At 64.2% G+C, this 17026-nt stretch carries 14 protein-coding genes; 4 read left to right on the plus strand and 10 right to left on the minus strand.

Annotated features, from left to right (window positions below; genetic code table 11):
- Positions 1-6: 6 nt before the first annotated feature.
- From HWX53_RS08095 to HWX53_RS08125, 7 genes are all read right to left on the minus strand, one after another.
- Positions 7-1053: a bifunctional UDP-4-keto-pentose/UDP-xylose synthase gene (locus tag HWX53_RS08095; protein ID WP_175940248.1), complete on the minus strand. Its 1047-nt coding sequence runs from the start codon at positions 1051-1053 to the stop codon at positions 7-9.
- Entirely contained in the window at positions 1050-2036 is a 987-nt protein-coding gene (locus HWX53_RS08100) for a formyltransferase (protein WP_175940249.1), read from the minus strand. The genes HWX53_RS08095 and HWX53_RS08100 overlap by 4 nt, the downstream gene beginning before the upstream one ends.
- On the minus strand, positions 2033-3076 hold the full coding sequence (locus HWX53_RS08105) for a glycosyltransferase (RefSeq protein ID WP_175940250.1): 1044 nt from the start codon (positions 3074-3076) through the stop codon (positions 2033-2035). Before HWX53_RS08105 ends, HWX53_RS08100 begins: the two co-directional genes overlap by 4 nt.
- 16 nt (positions 3077-3092) lie before the next feature.
- On the minus strand, positions 3093-4250 hold the full coding sequence (locus tag HWX53_RS08110; RefSeq protein ID WP_175940251.1) for a DegT/DnrJ/EryC1/StrS aminotransferase family protein: 1158 nt from the start codon (positions 4248-4250) through the stop codon (positions 3093-3095).
- Positions 4251-4287: 37 nt separating this feature from the next.
- Entirely contained in the window at positions 4288-4659 is a 372-nt protein-coding gene (locus HWX53_RS08115) for an SMR family transporter (RefSeq protein ID WP_175940252.1), read from the minus strand.
- 85 nt (positions 4660-4744) lie between these two features.
- The gene (locus HWX53_RS08120; RefSeq protein WP_175940253.1) at positions 4745-6418 is read right to left on the minus strand and encodes a glycosyltransferase family 39 protein; all 1674 of its coding nucleotides are present in this window, start codon (positions 6416-6418) and stop codon (positions 4745-4747) included.
- Between the two features lie 313 nt (positions 6419-6731).
- Entirely contained in the window at positions 6732-7106 is a 375-nt protein-coding gene (locus HWX53_RS08125; RefSeq protein WP_175940254.1) for an Mth938-like domain-containing protein, read from the minus strand.
- 497 nt (positions 7107-7603) lie between these two features.
- On the opposite strand from HWX53_RS08125, the gene HWX53_RS08130 reads away from it, so the two are divergent.
- The 4 genes from HWX53_RS08130 to HWX53_RS08145 all read left to right on the plus strand — a co-directional run bounded on the left by HWX53_RS08130 (position 7604) and on the right by HWX53_RS08145 (position 13444).
- The gene (locus HWX53_RS08130) at positions 7604-8842 is read left to right on the plus strand and encodes a pyridoxal phosphate-dependent aminotransferase (RefSeq protein ID WP_175940255.1); all 1239 of its coding nucleotides are present in this window, start codon (positions 7604-7606) and stop codon (positions 8840-8842) included.
- A gap of 26 nt (positions 8843-8868) precedes the next feature.
- Positions 8869-10185 (plus strand): homoserine dehydrogenase, encoded by a 1317-nt coding sequence (locus HWX53_RS08135; protein ID WP_175940256.1) that lies wholly within the window; start codon positions 8869-8871, stop codon positions 10183-10185.
- A gap of 15 nt (positions 10186-10200) precedes the next feature.
- Complete coding sequence (gene thrC, locus HWX53_RS08140) at positions 10201-11646, plus strand: threonine synthase (RefSeq protein WP_175940257.1); 1446 nt, start codon at positions 10201-10203, stop codon at positions 11644-11646.
- Positions 11647-11851: 205 nt separating this feature from the next.
- A complete protein-coding gene (locus HWX53_RS08145) occupies positions 11852-13444 on the plus strand; it encodes an ABC-F family ATPase (protein ID WP_175940258.1) in 1593 nt (530 codons plus the stop codon).
- Between the two features lie 96 nt (positions 13445-13540).
- Here HWX53_RS08145 and HWX53_RS08150 read toward each other — a convergent pair whose 3' ends face one another.
- The 3 genes from HWX53_RS08150 to HWX53_RS08160 form a co-directional block, all read right to left on the minus strand.
- Positions 13541-13744, minus strand: coding sequence for a DUF1289 domain-containing protein (locus HWX53_RS08150; RefSeq protein ID WP_159836099.1), 204 nt, complete (start codon positions 13742-13744; stop codon positions 13541-13543).
- Between the two features lie 22 nt (positions 13745-13766).
- On the minus strand, positions 13767-14978 hold the full coding sequence (locus HWX53_RS08155; RefSeq protein ID WP_241269888.1) for a phospholipase A: 1212 nt from the start codon (positions 14976-14978) through the stop codon (positions 13767-13769).
- Positions 14979-15201: 223 nt separating this feature from the next.
- A complete protein-coding gene (locus tag HWX53_RS08160) occupies positions 15202-16533 on the minus strand; it encodes an Nramp family divalent metal transporter (RefSeq protein WP_175940260.1) in 1332 nt (443 codons plus the stop codon).
- Between the last annotated feature and the right edge of the window lie 493 nt (positions 16534-17026).

Here is a 17026-nt window from a genome sequence, read left to right on the forward strand (position 1 = left end):
GCGGTCTTACGCCTGTTCGACGAGCTTGCGGGCTTCGCCCACGTGTCCTCGATACGCCTCGAAAATCTTGCGCAGCGCGTCGTCCATCGTGGCTTGCGGCGCCCAGCCGAGTTCCTGCATGGTGTTGTCGATCTTCGGCACGCGGTTCTGCACGTCCTGATAGCCCGTGCCGTAGTACGCGCCCGACGACGTTTCCACGAGTTGCACTTGCTTGGCCGTGTCCGCGTATTCCGGAAACTCGCCCGCGAGCGCGAGCATCTTGTTCGCCAGTTCGCGCACCGAGAAGTTGTTCTTCGGATTGCCGATGTTATAGATCTTGCCCGTCGCCACGCCGCCCTTGTTCTCGATGATCTTCATCAGCGCGCCGATGCCGTCGTCGATATCCGTGAACGCGCGTTTCTGCGCGCCGCCATCCACGAGGCTGATGTTCTCGCCGCGCACGATATGCCCGAGGAACTGCGTCACGACGCGCGACGAACCTTCCTTCGGCGTGTAGATGGAGTCGAGGCCCGGGCCGATCCAGTTGAACGGGCGGAAGAGGGTGAAGTTGAGCCCCTCCATGCCGTAGCCCCAGATCACGCGGTCCATCAGCTGCTTCGAGCACGCGTAGATCCAGCGCGGCTTGTTGATGGGACCGTATGAGAGTACGGAATTTTCCGGGTCGAACTGCTCGTCGGTGCACATGCCGTACACCTCGGACGTCGACGGAAACACCAGATGCTTGCCGTACTTCACGGCCGAACGCACGATCGGCAGATTCGCCTCAAAGTCCAGTTCGAACACGCGCAGCGGCTGCTTCACGTAGGTCGCGGGCGTGGCGATGGCAACCAGCGGCAGGATCACGTCGCACTTCTTCACGTGATATTCGACCCACTCCTTGTTGATGGTGATGTCGCCTTCGAAGAAATGCATCCGCTCGTGATTCGCGAGGTCGCCCAGACGATCGGTTTGCATGTCCATCCCGAAGACTTCCCAGTCGGTGGTTTCGAGGATGCGCTTGGACAGGTGATGGCCGATGAAGCCGTTGACGCCCAGGATGAGAACTTTTTTCATGAATGACGAGAGGATTGAATGAGTCGGCCGAATTCGGCGGAATCGACGGCGCGTTCTTCGCCCACAGGTTGCGACGCGCTATCGAGCAGCCGGTGACGCAGCTCGTACACGGCGATCACGCGGCCATCGCCGCAGACGCCAAACAGCGCATTATCCGTCACCGTCAGGCCCGGCGGCAAACTGGCCATTGCCGCGAGCCGCGCGGGCGGGATGCCGGGCGCGCCGGTCGGCGGCACGAGCCGCGCGCGCGCGACGATGAAGCGATGCTCGCCGATATCGGTGAAGGCGCCCGGATAAGGTGGCGCGACCGCGCGAATCAGGTTGTAGACGCGCTCTCCCGGCTGCGTCCAGTCGATGCGGCCGTCTTCCGGCTTGCGACCGCCGTAATAGCTGCCGGCGGCGAGATCGTTCGGCAGATGCGGCGCTTCGCCCGCGAGCAGGGCGGGCAGCACGCGCCAGAGCGTCTGTTCGGCGGCGACCACGGTCTTATCGAAGACCTGCGCGGCGGTGTCGTCCGGCAGGATCGGCACGGGCGTCTGGGCGAGGATCGCGCCGGCGTCGGGCTTTTCGGCCATTTCGTGCAGCGTCGCGCCGGTTTCGGTCTCGCCGTTGAGCACCGCCCAGTTGGTCGGCACGCGGCCGCGATACTTCGGCAACAGCGAGCCGTGCACGTTGTACGCGCCGCGCTTCGCAAGCGCGAGCAGCGCGACGGGCAGCATGTGCCGGTAATAGAACGAAAAGATGAAATCGGGCGCGGCTTTCGCCACGGCTTCGTGCACTTCCGCGGCTTTGGGATCGGCGGGCGTGATGACTTCTATCCCGCGTTCCGCCGCGACCTGCGCGACGCTGCCGAACCAGATGTTCTCGCTCGCGCTGTCTTCGTGCGTGACGACGAGCGCGACATCCACGCCGCGCGCGAGCAGCACTTGCAGACAACGCACGCCGACGTTGTGATACGCGAAGACGACGGCGCGCGGCTTCATCGGCCCGGTTCCTCGCGGCCGATGACGGCAGCGGCGACCGGCTGCACGGGTTCCTGCATCGGCTTGCTCGCGATGGAGAGCCCGTCGCGTTGTTCGAGAATCGTCTGCACGAGATAACGTGGACGCGCGCGCACCTGCTGATAGATGCGGCCGATGTATTCGCCGAGCAGCCCGAGCGCGAAGATGATCACGCCGAGCATGAAGAACGTGATGGCGAAGAGCGTGAACACACCCTGAACTTCCGCGCCGAACATGAAGCGGCGAATCAAGAGCAGCACGAAGAGGCCCGCGGAGCCGACCGACAGAATCACCCCGATGAACGACAGCCATTGCAGCGGCACCACCGAAAAGCCGGTGACGAGGTCGAAGTTCAGGCGGATCAGGCTATAGAGCGAGTACTTCGATTCGCCCGCGAAGCGTTCCTCGTGCGCGACGTCCACTTCGATCGGATTCTGCGCGAACGTGTACGCGAGCGCCGGAATGAACGTGTTGATCTCGCCGCAGCGGTTGATCGTGTCGATGATGTGGCGGCTGTACGCGCGCAGCATGCAGCCCTGATCGGTCATGCGAATCTTCGTAATGCGCTCGCGCAGGCGGTTCATCGCGCGCGACGCCTTCTTGCGCCACAGGCTGTCCTGCCGCTGCTGGCGGATGGTGCCGACGTAGTCGTAGCCCTCGCGCATCTTGGCGACGAGCTTGCCGATTTCTTCCGGCGGATTCTGCAAATCCGCGTCGAGCGTCACGACGATCTCGCCGCGCGACTGCTCGAAGCCCGCGAGAATCGCCATGTGCTGGCCGTAGTTGCCGTTGAGCAGAATGACGCGCGTGGTATCGGGGCGCGCGTGGAACTGCTGCGCGAGAAGCGCAGCCGATTTGTCGCGGCTGCCGTCGTTGATGAAGATGACTTCATACGACGCGCCAAGCGCATCCAGTGCCGGATACAGACGATTGAAGAGGGCGGCGAGACCGTCCTCCTCGTTGTACACCGGGATGATGACCGAGACCTCGGGCGAACTCGCCGGAAAATCGGTATGACTCATGTGGCTGTGCGTTTCCTTAACGATTGTGTCCATACTGCTCGCAGATTTCGTCGACGGACTTCACGACATGCGCGACATCGTCCTCGCTCATGCCGGGAAAGAGCGGCAAGGTCACGGTGCTCGCGCCGAAGCGCTCCGCATGCGGGAACATGCCTTCCTTGAACCCGCGCTCACGGTACAGCGTGAACAGATGCAGCGCCGGATAATGCACGCCGCTGCCGACGTTGCGCTCCTTCAGTTGCGCCATGAATTCCGCACGCGTGAGGTTCAGGTTGTCCAGCGGCAGCGCGATCTGAAACATATGCCAGTTGCTGTCGGCGAAGTTCTTCACCGGCAGCCCGACGCCGAGCCGCGCCGCCGCGCCGCCTTCGAACGCGTCGAAGTAGAGACGCGCCAGTTCGCGGCGGCGTTCGGTGATCGACTCGATCCGGCGGAGCGATCCTAGCCCGACGCGCGCCGCGACATCCGTGAGATTGTATTTGCCGCCCAGCACGTCGCAGTCCATGCCGTCGAAGCCCGTGCGCGTGATGCCTTGCAGCCGGTACTTGCGCGCGAGTTCCGCTTCGTCCTCGTTGTTCATCACGAGCGCGCCGCCTTCGATCGACGTCACGTTCTTGTTCGCGTGAAAGCTGATCGACACCAGATCGCCGAACGAACCGATGCGCTTGCCGCGCCAGCTTGCGCCGACCGCCTGCGCGGCGTCTTCGATCACGCGCAGCTTGTGGGCGCGCGCGATCTCGTAGAGCCGATCCATGTCCACCGGCAAGCCCGCGAGATACACCGGCATCAGCGCCTTCGTGCGCGGCGTGATCGCGCGTTCCAGCAAGTTCAGGTCCATGTTGCGCGTGACCGGGTCGATATCGACGAAAACCGGCGTGGCGCCCACTTCCAGAATCACGTTCGCGGTCGAGACCCAGGTCATCGGCGTGGTGATGACCTCGTCGCCCGCGCCGACGCCCGCGATCCGCAGTGCGATCTCCATCGTGCAGGTGCCGGAATTGAACGCGCGCACCGGACGGCCGCCGAAGTACGCCGACAACTCCGCTTCGAACTGCTGATTCTGCGGGCCGGTGGTGATCCAGCCGGAGCGCAGCACGTCGACGACGCCCTGGATGGTCTCTTCGTCGATCTCGGGCTTGACGAAGGGCAGGAACGGCCGCGAGGTCTGAGTCATGGAGTGTGTGCTTAAAGAGTGTGGAGAGAATCCGGGGTCAGCCGCGCGCGAGCACGGCCACGCCGACGAGAATGATGCCGATGCCGACGAGCCGCTGCACCGACAGCACTTCGCCGAACAAATACCATGCCGCGAACGCGTTGACGACGTAGCCGAGCGAGAGCATCGGGTAGGCAAGCGACACGTCCACGCGCGACAGCCCGACAATCCACACGACCACGCTCACGACGTAGCACGCGAGGCCGCCGATGATAGGCCACTGCGTCGCGATCTTGAAGCCGACCGGCAGAATGTTCGCCGGCGTCATGTCGAAATGGCCGACGGCATTCACGCCTGCTTTGAGCAACAGTTGGGCGCACGCGTTCAACAATACGCCGATGACGATGCAAGTGAAGGATATCGGGTTCATCGATGAAGAATAAGGATACTCGGTTCGCCGCCGGATGCCGAACGCTCGTGCGCTGGCGGCACCGTGGCGGGGCGGCGCCGCGCCATCAGGGCTGCGGCTTTTCGACGATCACGCGGCGCGCGTCCCGGGCGATGACCTGCATCGGCACATGGCGCGCGAGCATCTCGTCATAGCGCGACGGCGGCAGCAGCGCAAGCGCGTAGCGGTCGGCGTCCCATTGTTTCACCCAGTCGTCGAGCGTCGGCAGCCACTTCTGCGGCTCAGCATGCACGCCGAAGTTCAGCTCGTCGGCTTCCTGCACCATGATCATCGTATGGCCGAGGTAGAAGGGCATCGTGTGATCGAGCTTCGCCACCGAATAGAACGGCGCGTCCGGCGGCAGCTCCGCCATCGCGGCCTTCACGGCGGGCACGAGCTTCACGCCCGAGCTGTCGGTGCCGAACACATCGTGGCCCGTGCCCGCGATGGTCCCGAGCAGCAGCCACGCCGCGCCGAGTCCCGCCGCGCCCGCGAGCACGCTGCGACGGTTCAGCCACAGCGCGAAGATCGTCACGACGAAGGCCACCGCGAGTGCCGCATAGACCCACACCTGGAACTCGCGATACAGCGCGTTCGGCGTATTCGCGCTGCCAGCCCGGCCGATGAAAATTGCGCCGAACGCCGCGGCGATCAGGAACACCGCATATCCGATCAGGTGCCTGCGGTACTGGCTGCGCGTGAGCGACGGCAAATAGAGCCCCAACACGAGCGCGATGGCTGGCGCGATAGGCAACACGTACGAAATCAGCTTCGAGTGCGAGGCGCTGAAGAACAGGAAGATGAAGGCGGACCAGATGAGCAGCATCGTCACCGGCGCGAAGCCGTTCGGCTGGCGCGGCGTCTTGATGCCGTGGCGCACGCTCTGGAACGCGATGGACAGCCACGGCAGGAACCCGACGATCAGCACCGGCACGAAGTAATAGAACGCGCCGGGGCGGTTCTGCTCGGGCGTCAGATAGCGCTTGAACTGCTGGACGAGGAAGAAGAAATCGAAGAACTCGGGATTCTTCATCTGCACGAGCACGAACCACGGCGCGGCGACGAGGAGGAACACGATCAGCCCGCTGCCGATATAAAGCCGCTTCCACAGCGCCCAGTCGCGCGAAACCAGCGAATAGAGCACGAGCACCGCGCCCGGCAGAATCAGCCCGACGAGGCCCTTCGAGAGCACGGCGGCGGCCATCGCGGCCCAGCAGAGCCACATCCACAGCCGCACCTGCCGCGTCGGCAGGCCGGGCCGCTGCGCGAGCAGCAGCGCGCAGAGCGTCACCTCCATCCAGAACGACAGGCCCATGTCCAGCGTGTTGAAGTGGCCCATCAGGTTCCAGTACGGGCAGGTCGCGAGGATCACGGCGGCGGCGAAACCGGTCATCGCGTTGAACACGCGCGTGCCGGTGTAGCCGACGAGCAGCACGCCCGCGAAGCCGGTGAGCGCGGTATAGAGCCGCGCCTGCCATTCGCCGATGCCGAACCACGCGAACGTCAGCGCGTTTGCCCAGGTTTGCAGCGGCGGCTTCTCGAAATACTTGTAGCCGTTGTAGCGCGGCGTGATCCAGTCGCCGGTCGTGAACATCTCGCGCGCCATTTCGGCGTAGCGGCCTTCGTCGCTCGGCACCAGATGACGCAGGCCGAGCGGCGCGAACCAGACGATCGCGAGCACGAGTACCAGAAGAATGAGCGAAAGACGTGTGAGCGGTAGCCGCGAAGGCGTATCGTTCATGAAGTCGACCTGTCCGATGCCGCAATTGCGGCGCTAGTGATTCGAAATGGCTTGGCGAGGCGCGATGCCGGCGCTTTCATGCGCCCGGTGCTTCCGGCGCGCGCCGCATCTTCAGGCACGCATGCGCCGCCGAAGTTCGCTCGCAACGGCCATGACGTGCGGGACGCGGTGGCGTGCGCGCCGGGCGGGAGTGTATCGCACGCGCGGCCGCGATTCGTCAATTTGGCGCACGCGGATAGGGCACGCGCAGCCCGCGACCCGCGAGTGTGCCTGACCCCGGCTTATCGGACGCTTATTGAATCTCGGGGTGACATCACCCTTCGATCAAAAGCGCAGCGGCGACGCGCCGCCCCTCTGACATCAAAATGTTGTAGGTGCGGCAGGCCGCGCCGAAGTCCATTGTCTCGACGCCGATGCGATGCTTCGCCAGATTCGCGACGAGGCGCGGATGCGGAAAGCGCAGCTTCGAGCCGCTGCCGAAGATCACCACTTCGGGCGCGGCTTCGATGAGCGCGTCGAAGTCGGCGGGGGTGAGGGCGTCGAACGCGGTGACGGGCCAGTCCTGCACGGGCGCGTCCGGCACGATGATCACGCTGCCTTCGTGGCGCTGGAGATTGACGGCCACGAAGCCTTCGCCGTAGCTCGTGATGGTGTTGAGCGCGCCGCTGGATTCCTGATGAAGTTTCAAAACGATGATCCGGCAAGGAAAGAGGGGGCGGGCCCGGTTCCGGCTGACGCGCGGCGCCCGATCCGGCGCGGCGCACCGCGTCAACGGGGCGAAACGCTCCCGCCGATGGTGCACGATGGTGCATTGCGGAACTGAGCCATAATCAGTAAATTATAACTTTCCGGCCGCCGGGTTCGCTTGCGGCGCCCGTTGCGCTCGCGTGCCGCCACAAGCCGCCATCGACACGCAATCCGGCCGGCAGCGCCCTTGCCCTATCTGGCCCGGCGTCAATCGCGGCGCCGGCCATTGCGCAAAGTCAAACGGCTGGGTCGGCCGCACAACTCCGTAACATCCCGCTTTGCCTGTCCGGCGCTGTTTCGTCGATACTCGTCGACACTTCGGCGATACTTCGAGCGGCGCCGCGCGTCCGGACGGCGCGGTGGCCGCCGAAATCGCCCGCTTCAGCAGCCGCACAACAAGCGAACCCGACAGCCCGTTCAACAAAAGAGCCGCTAGCCGTGAAACCGATCCTTAAATCCAACAAGCTGCAAAACGTCTGCTACGACATCCGCGGTCCCGTGCTCGAACACGCGAAGCGCCTCGAAGAGGAAGGGCATCGCATCATCAAGCTGAATATCGGGAATCTGGCGCCGTTCGGCTTCGAGGCGCCGGACGAGATCATTCAGGACATGATCCGCAATCTGCCCGGCTCGTCGGGCTATTCGGACTCGAAGGGCGTGTTCGCGGCGCGCAAGGCGATCATGCACTACACGCAGCAAAAGGGCGTGGCGGGCGTCGAACTGGACGACATCTTCATCGGCAATGGCGCGTCCGAGCTGATCGTGATGGCCATGCAGGCGCTTCTGAACGACGGCGACGAAGTGCTGCTGCCCGCGCCCGACTATCCGCTGTGGACCGCGGCCGTGAGCCTCTCGGCGGGCACGCCGCGCCACTACATGTGCGAGGAAGGCAACGGCTGGATGCCCAATCTCGACGATATTCGCGCGAAAATCACGCCGAACACGAAGGCGCTCGTCGTCATCAATCCGAACAACCCGACGGGCGCGCTGTATTCGGACGAACTGCTGCTGGAACTGATCGGCATCGCGCGCGAGCACGGTCTCATCATTTTCGCGGACGAGGTGTACGACAAGATCGTCTACGACGGCAAGACGCATACGTCGATGGCCGCCCTGTCAGAGGACGTCATCACGGTCACGTTCAATAGCCTCTCGAAGAGCTATCGCTCGTGCGGGTATCGCGCGGGCTGGATGGCGATTTCGGGGCTGATCGAGGAGAACCGTCGCCGCGCGAAAGACTATCTCGAAGGGCTCGGCATTCTCGCGTCGATGCGCCTGTGCCCGAACGTTCCCGGCCAGTACGCCATTCAGACGGCGCTCGGCGGCTATCAGAGCATCAACGACCTGATCGTGCCGGGCGGACGGCTTTTCAAGCAGCGCGATCTCGCCTACGACATGCTCACGGCCATTCCGGGCGTAAGCTGCGTGAAGCCGCAGGCCGCGCTCTACATGTTCCCGAAGCTCGATCCGAAGATGTACCCGATCGCCGACGACCAGCAGTTCATCACCGATCTGCTGCTCGAAGAACGTGTTCTGCTCGTGCAAGGCACCGGCTTCAACTGGCCGACGCCGGATCATTTCCGCGTGGTCTTCCTGCCGAACATCGACGATCTGGCCGATTCGATCAACCGCATCGCGCGCTTTCTCGACGGCTATCGCAAACGGCACTCCGCTTAAATCTCCCTTTATAAGACTCGCGCAGTATGGAACCGATCAAAGTAGGACTCTTGGGCTTCGGCACGGTGGGCAGCGGCACCTTCACGGTGCTGCGGCGCAATCAGGAAGAAATCAAACGACGCGCGGGCCGCGGCATCGAGATCGCGCGCATCGCGGTGCGCACGCCGGCCAAGGCGAAGGCTGCGGAGGGCGTTGCCATTACCGACGACTTCCACTCGGTCGTCGACGATCCTGCCATCGATATCGTGTGCGAAATGATCGGCGGAACGGGCTTCGCGCGGGAACTGGTGCTGCGCGCGATCGCCAACGGCAAGCACGTCGTGACCGCGAACAAGGCGCTGCTCGCGGTCCACGGCACGGAGATCTTCGAAGCGGCGCGCGCGAAAGGCGTGATGGTCGCGTTCGAGGCGGCGGTGGCGGGCGGTATTCCGATCATCAAGGCGCTGCGCGAGGGTCTGACCGCGAACCGCATCGAGGCCATCGCGGGCATCATCAACGGCACCACGAACTACATTCTTTCGGAGATGCGCGACCGCGGCATCGACTTCGCGACGGCGCTTTCGGCCGCGCAGGAGCTGGGCTACGCGGAAGCCGATCCGACCTTCGACATCGAAGGCGTCGACGCCGCGCACAAGATCACGATCATGAGCGCGATTGCGTTCGGCGTGCCGGTGCAGTTCGACCGCGCGTACGTGGAAGGCATCAGCAAGCTCGCGGCGATCGACATTCGCTACGCCGAGGATCTCGGCTATCGCATCAAGCTGCTCGGCATCGCGCGGCGCACGGAGAAGGGCATCGAGCTGCGCACGCATCCGACGCTCGTGCCGGAAAAGCGCCTGCTCGCGAATGTCGAAGGCGCGATGAACGCGGTCGTCGTGCACGGCGACGCGGTCGGCATGACGCTCTACTACGGCAAGGGCGCGGGCGCGGAGCCGACGGCATCGGCCGTGGTCGCCGATCTGGTGGACGTCACGCGGCTGCATACCGCCGATCCGGAGCATCGCGTGCCGCATCTGGCTTTCCAGCCCGATAGTCTTTCGAACACGCCGATTCTGCCGATCGACGAGATCACGAGCGGCTATTACCTGCGGCTGCGCGTGGCGGACGTCACGGGCGTGCTCGCCGACATCACGCGCATTCTGGCGGACAAGGGCATTTCCATCGACGCGCTCTTGCAAAAGGAATCGCAACAAGTCGATGGCGCCCACGAGGGCGAAACGGACATCATCCTCATCACGCACGAGACCGTGGAAAAGAACGCGAACGCGGCGATCGCCGAGATCGAGGCGCTCGCGACGGTGGTCTCGAAGGTGACGAAGCTGCGCATCGCAGCCCTCAATTAAGCGCAGGACAGTGACATGAACTACATTTCGACGCGCGGCGCCGGCACCGGCGAGCGCCACACGTTTTCCGACATCCTGCTCGGCGGTCTCGCGAAGGACGGCGGCTTGTACTTGCCGGCGGAGTATCCGCGCGTATCGGCCGATGAACTCGAGCGCTGGCGCACGCTGTCGTACGCGGATCTCGCGTTCGAAGTGCTCTCGAAATTCAGCGACGACATTCCCGCCGACGACCTGCGCTCACTCACGCGCAAGACGTACACGGCGCAGGTCTACAGCAACGTGCGCCACGAGGAAAGCGCGTCGCAGATCACGCCGCTCAAGACGCTCGGCGTGGAAAACGGCGCGCCGCTTTCGCTGCTGGAACTCTCGAACGGTCCGACGCTCGCGTTCAAGGACATGGCCATGCAACTGCTCGGCAATCTGTTCGAGTACGCATTGGCCAAGCACGGCGAGGAACTGAACATCCTCGGCGCGACGTCGGGCGATACGGGCAGCGCCGCCGAATACGCGATGCGCGGCAAGACGGGCGTGCGCGTCTTCATGCTGTCGCCGCACAAGAAGATGAGCGCGTTCCAGACCGCGCAGATGTTTTCGCTGCAGGACCCGAACATCTTCAATCTGGCCGTGGAAGGCAACTTCGACCACTGCCAGGACATCGTGAAAGCGGTGTCGAACGATCACGCGTTCAAGGCAAAGCACAAGATCGGCACGGTCAATTCGATCAACTGGGCGCGCGTCGTGGCGCAGGTCGTCTACTACTTCAAGGGCTATTTCGCCGCGACGAAGAGCAATGATGAGCGTGTGTCGTTCACCGTGCCGTCCGGCAATTTCGGCAACGTGTGCGCGGGGCATATCGCGCGGATGATGGGCCTGCCGATCGACCAGCTCGTCGTCGCGACGAACGAGAACGACGTGCTCGACGAGTTCTTCAGGACGGGCGTGTATCGCGTGCGCGGCGCGGCGGAAACGTATCACACGACATCGCCGAGCATGGACATCTCGAAGGCGTCGAACTTCGAGCGCTTCGTGTACGACCTGCTCGGCCGCGATCCGGCGCGCGTCGTGCAGCTTTTCCGCGATGTCGAAGAGAAGGGCGGGTTCGATCTCGCGGCGAGCGGCGATTACGCGCGCGTGAAGCAGTTCGGCTTCGTGTCGGGCAAGAGCGGCCACGACGACCGCGTGCGGACCATCCGCGACGTCTTCGAGCGTTACGACACGATGATCGACACGCACACGGCGGACGGCGTGAAGGTCGCGCGCGAGAATCTCAAGCCCGGCGTGCCGATGATCGTGCTGGAGACGGCGCAGCCGATCAAATTCGGCGAAACCATCCGCGAGGCGCTCGAACGCGAGCCAGAGCGGCCGGCGGCATTCGTGGGACTTGAAAAACTGCCACAAAGGTTCGATATCGTTCCTGCCGATGCGGCTGTCGTGAAGGCATATATCGCCGAGCGGACCTGAGTTTCGGGAGCCACACGACGCGCGGGGGCGCGGTCCGAGCGAGGGCCGCGCCCCCGCAGTGCTTTCAGCGACGCATCATCGCGGGCATTTTTGCCGGACGTCGCGCCGGACAACCGCTCGCAGAACCGCCGCAGACGGCGAAAAAGCCGTCAAAAGCTGCTAAAATCTCAGGTTTTTCGCCGTACTCCATTCGAAAGGACGCGCCGTGCTGTCTACCGCCAATATCACCATGCAATTCGGGCCCAAGCCCCTCTTCGAGAACATCTCGGTCAAGTTCGGCGAAGGCAATCGCTATGGCCTGATCGGGGCGAACGGCTGCGGCAAGTCGACGTTCATGAAGATTCTGGGCGGCGATCTCGAACCGTCTTCCGGCAACGTCATGCTGGAGCCGAACGTGCGTCTCGGCAAACTGCGTCAGGATCAGTTCGCGTACGAAGACATGCGCGTGCTCGACGTCGTCATGATGGGCCACACCGAGATGTGGGCCGCGATGACCGAGCGCGACGCGATCTACGCAAACCCGGACGCCACCGACGACGACTACATGCGCGCCGCCGAACTCGAAGCGAAGTTCGCGGAATACGACGGCTACATGGCGGAAGCGCGCGCGGGCGAACTGCTGCTCGGCATCGGCATCAACATTGCCGATCACAACGGCCCGATGAGCAACATCGCGCCGGGCTGGAAGCTACGCGTGCTGCTCGCGCAGGCGCTGTTCTCGAAGCCCGACGTGCTGCTGCTGGACGAGCCGACCAACAACCTCGACATCAACTCGATCCGTTGGCTGGAAGACGTGCTCAACCAGTACAACTCGACGATGATCATCATCTCGCACGATCGGCACTTTCTGAACCAGGTCTGCACGCACATGGCGGACATGGACTACGGCACGCTGAAAATCTGGCCGGGCAACTACGACGACTACATGCTCGCCAGCACGCAGGCGCGCGAGCGTCAGCAGGCCGCGAACGCCAAGGCCAAGGAACGCGTGGCGGATCTTCAGGACTTCGTGCGCCGCTTCTCGGCCAACAAGTCGAAGGCGCGCCAGGCCACCAGCCGCCTGAAGATGATCGACAAGATCAAGATCGAGGAATTCAAGCCGTCGTCGCGGCAGAACCCGTTCATCCGCTTCGACTTCGAGAAGAAGCTGCATAACATCGCGGTGGTGGCCGACAGCATCACGAAGAAGTACGACCGCACCATCTTCCAGAACTTCAACCTTAGCGTGCAGCCGGGCGAACGCATTGCGATCATCGGCGAGAACGGCGCGGGCAAGACCACGCTGCTCAAGGCGCTGAAGGGCGCGCTGGAACTGGACGGCGGCACGGTCAAGTGGGCGGAAAACGCGAACGTCGGCTACATGCCGCAGGACACGTACGAAGAGTTCCCGAAGGACGAGACGCTGACCGAATGGGTCGACCAATACCGTCAAGAAGGCGACGACGACCAGATGGTGCGCGGCACGCTCGGCCGGCTGCTCTTCAACGCGGACGACATCAAGAAGAACGTGAAAGTGCTGTCGGGCGGCGAGAAGGGCCGCATGATCTGGGGCAAGCTGATGCTCGGCCGCCACAACGTGCTCCTGATGGACGAGCCGACCAACCACATGGACATGGAGTCGATCGAGTCGCTGCAGATCGCGCTGGACAAGTACGAAGGCACGCTCATTTTCGTGTCGCACGACCGCGAATTCGTGAGCGGGCTTGCGAACCGGATCATCGAGGTGAAGACGGACGGCACGCTGCGCGACTTCGGCGGCAATTACGAGGATTTTCTGGCGAGCCAGGGGATTCAGTAAGCCGGCAAGTTCGGCCGCAGAAGAGAAAAAAGCCGCGTTCGCGGCTTTTTTCGTTTGCAGACGCCGGTTTTGTTGTGTCGGGCGACCGCCCAACGCTCACAGCTTGTCGTTGCGAAACCGCATGGCCGTTCCCTCGCGCGTGATCCGCTCCCAGATCGCGCGCTTTTCCTCGTCGCTCAGAAACACCCAGTTCGAGACTTCGCCCGCCGTGCGGCCGCAGCCTTTGCAGACTTCGTCGAAAAGCGTGGAGCACACGCCGATGCAAGGGCTGTCGGGTAGGTCGTGGAGAATCGAGGACATGAGCGGGATCGTCGGAAAAGAATCAGCGGGCAATACTGTAGCCTATCCGCGCGATCCAGTGATGCCGCTGGTTGTAGTCCAGAATGTCCTCGCCGTAGCCGTTGAAATAGCTCACGAAGACATAGCCGCCCCACGCGCTGCCGATCAGCTTCGCAAGCGGATAGGTCAGTTGCGAATCGACGCTGCCGTACCAGTGCTTCGTGCCCTTGCGCAGCGTGGTCGCGAGTTGCCAGCTATCCGGGCTGCCGTATTTCACGAGGAGATCCACGTAGCCGCGATAATCCGCGATATCTTCGTTGCCGCTCTTCGACAGGTAGTAATAGAACTTCGGCGACAGCGTCAGGTGATTGCTGTTGAGGTCGCCGAAGTCCCAGGTCGGTCGCACGAACGCGATGTTAATCGCGCGCGACTCGGGGCCGCTTCGCCCGTTCGACTCATGTCCGATACCCGCCGCCACGCCCATGCGCGTAAAAAGCGGGCTCTTCCAGCCGGTGTCCTGCACGTAGTAGAACAGCTGCGGCTGATAGCTCGTGTCGCGGAAGGGCGCGGACGGCGCCGACAGATTCCAGATCGACGTCTGCGTGTACGCGAAATACAAGTTGTCCAGAAAGCCGCGCGAGCGCGGGTCGTCCGGCAGATGCAGCCGGTATTTGAAGCTGAACTGGAACTTGGCGAGATTGTCGCCGTTGCGGCCGTCGGCGAAGTAGATCGGCTCGAAGGTCGAGAAGCGGCCGGAGAGCATGGTGTCGGTCGTCGTGGTCGGCACGTCCGACGTGTTCGCAACGGCGGCCGCGCTGGCGAGTTGCGTCGGCGTCGCCGCTTGCGTCTCGCGCTTCTCCGCGGCGACCACCTGCGTCTGATCCTCGCCCCGATTCAGCGTGACGAGCATCGGCGAGGCATCGAAGCCCACCGGATCGATCTTGATGGTGCCGCGCGCCGAGTCCGGCCACGGCGCGGAATACCGCACGCGCCGATACTGTCCCGGCACGAGCCGCAGTCGATCGGGCGTCTTCGGATCGCGCGCGAGGAGGAGCGGCGCGGGCGGCAGATCGCCGTTGGTCAGGCGCACGGTGAGCTGCTTCGGCACGTCCACGGTGAGCGGCTTCGCGTCGTCGTCGGTGTAGAGCAGCGTCAGTTCGAGCGGCTGCGTGGCCGCCGCTTCGCGCGCCGGTTGCAGCACGGCGACGGTCGCGTGCGCGGCGGTGCCGATGGAAAGACCCGACGCAAGGCACATGCACCGCAGCGCGCGGCGGGTTCGGAGGTTGAGGGACGGAATCGCAAGCAAACGGGGGCCTGAGGCCATGTAGTCGGCATCCTGTTGGCAAAGGGGAGATCGTCGGACTGCGGTGTCACTGCGGTCTCATTGAGTCCGACGAAGAGCACGAACTTTCGATCCTAACCGGATCACGCCGACCTTGCCCAGACGCCGGCGCTCGCTGTCCCGCGACAGGGAACGTTCAGTGGCCCGTCGCCGCTTGCCAGAGCATCGCGGCATTGAGCGCGACGATCACGCCCGCGCAGCCCCACGACAGCACGAGCGGCACGCGCGCGACGCGCCAGCGGCCCATGAGCCCGGCATCCGAAGCGAAGCGCACGAGCGGGATTACCGCGAGCGGCAATTGCACGCTCAACACGACCTGCGTGGCGACGAGCAGCGAGTTCGAGCCGTGTTGGCCGAAGCTTGCGACCGCCGCGAGCGCCGGGCCGATCGCGAGGCCGCGCGTGAGCAGCGCCCGCGCCCACCGCGCCACTTTCAGGTTCAGGAAGCCTTCCATCACGGCCTGGCCGGCGAGCGTGCCGGTCACCGTCGCGTTGAGTCCGCACGCGAGCAGCGCCGACGCGAACGCAATGCCCGCCCAGTGACTGCCGACGAGCGGCGCGATCAGCCGATGCGCGTCCGCCAGATCGTCGACTTCGGCGTGGCCGCCCGCGTGGAAGACGGCGGCGGCCACGATCAGCAGCGACGCGTTGACGACGAACGCAATGCCAAGCGACGCGAACGTGTCGATGTTCACGCCCTTGAGCGCGTCGCCGATAGCTTCGTCGTCGCGGTCCGCCGCATGGTCCCGAACGAGCGACGAATGCAGATAGAGGTTGTGCGGCATCACGGTGGCGCCGAGCACGCCGGCCGCGAGCCAGAGCATGCCGGCGTCGCGAATCAGGGCGCGCGGCGGCGCGAAGCCCGCCAGCGCCTCATGCCACGCCGGATGCGCGAGCGCGAGCTGGATTACGAAGCAGAAGCTCACGAACAAGATCAGCGCGGTCACGGCGCGCTGCAACGGCCGCTTGCCGCGGCTTTGCAGCGCGAGCATCGCAAACGTGCCGACCGCCGACATCAGCACGCCCACCGTGAGCGAGACGCCGAGCAGCATCTGCAAGGCGACGGCGCTGCCGACTACTTCGGCGACGTCGCACGCGATGATCGCGACTTCGCACGCGAGCCACAGCACGATGGTGGTGCGGCGGCTGTAGCGTTCGCGGCAAAGCTGCGCGAGATCGCGCCCGGTCACGACGCCGACGCGCGAGGCGACCCACTGGAGCAGCATGCCCATCAGGCTCGCGAGCAGCACGACGAAGAGCAGCTGATAGCCGTAACGCGCGCCGCTGGAAAGCGCCGTCGCCCAGTTGCCGGGGTCCATGTAGCCGACGGCGACGAGCGCGCCGGCTCCGGCGAACGAATACCAGCGGCCGCGCGGCCGCCGGGGCGGGAGATCGCGCGTGCCGGGGCGGGACGGTGCGCCGGACTTCGAGGCGGAGAGTTGAGCAAGCGCGGACGGGTTGGTGTTCATGCAGACGGTGGCCTCGAGGTGCGGTGCGACGGCGCGCTCGGGCGGTTCCCGAGGCCGCCGCAGCAGCGTGCGTGACGGATAAGCGTGACGGATGCCACGACGGCGACGCTTTCCCGCGACGCACGCTGGTTGATTAAGCAACGACTGTTCCGCTGATCGTTATTCGCGTCCGAAAGCGCCGCGCACCCCTTTTCGCGGCGGATTGAGAAGGGCACGCGACCGGCGGACGGGCGAACGTCACATGTGATGACATTACTGCGGCCTTTCGGCGCGGCCGAGCCGAAGCGCTTGGTTTTATCCGGTGTCGCGCGGGGCGATTAGGGGCTAAAATGCGCCCACTTTTGCGGGCGAAGGGTGTTGGCGCCATCGCCCGTGTGCTTTGCGCGACAAGCGGCGCATTATTTTTTGTCGCACTTCGGTTTAGTGGTAGTTTTCGGGGTTTTACAGGCTGTCGCGGGCCGCTCGACCAGAAGAGGCGTACCGCGTGCGCGAT

The organism is Caballeronia sp. BCC1704, assembly GCF_902833455.1.
Lineage (GTDB): Bacteria > Pseudomonadota > Gammaproteobacteria > Burkholderiales > Burkholderiaceae > Caballeronia.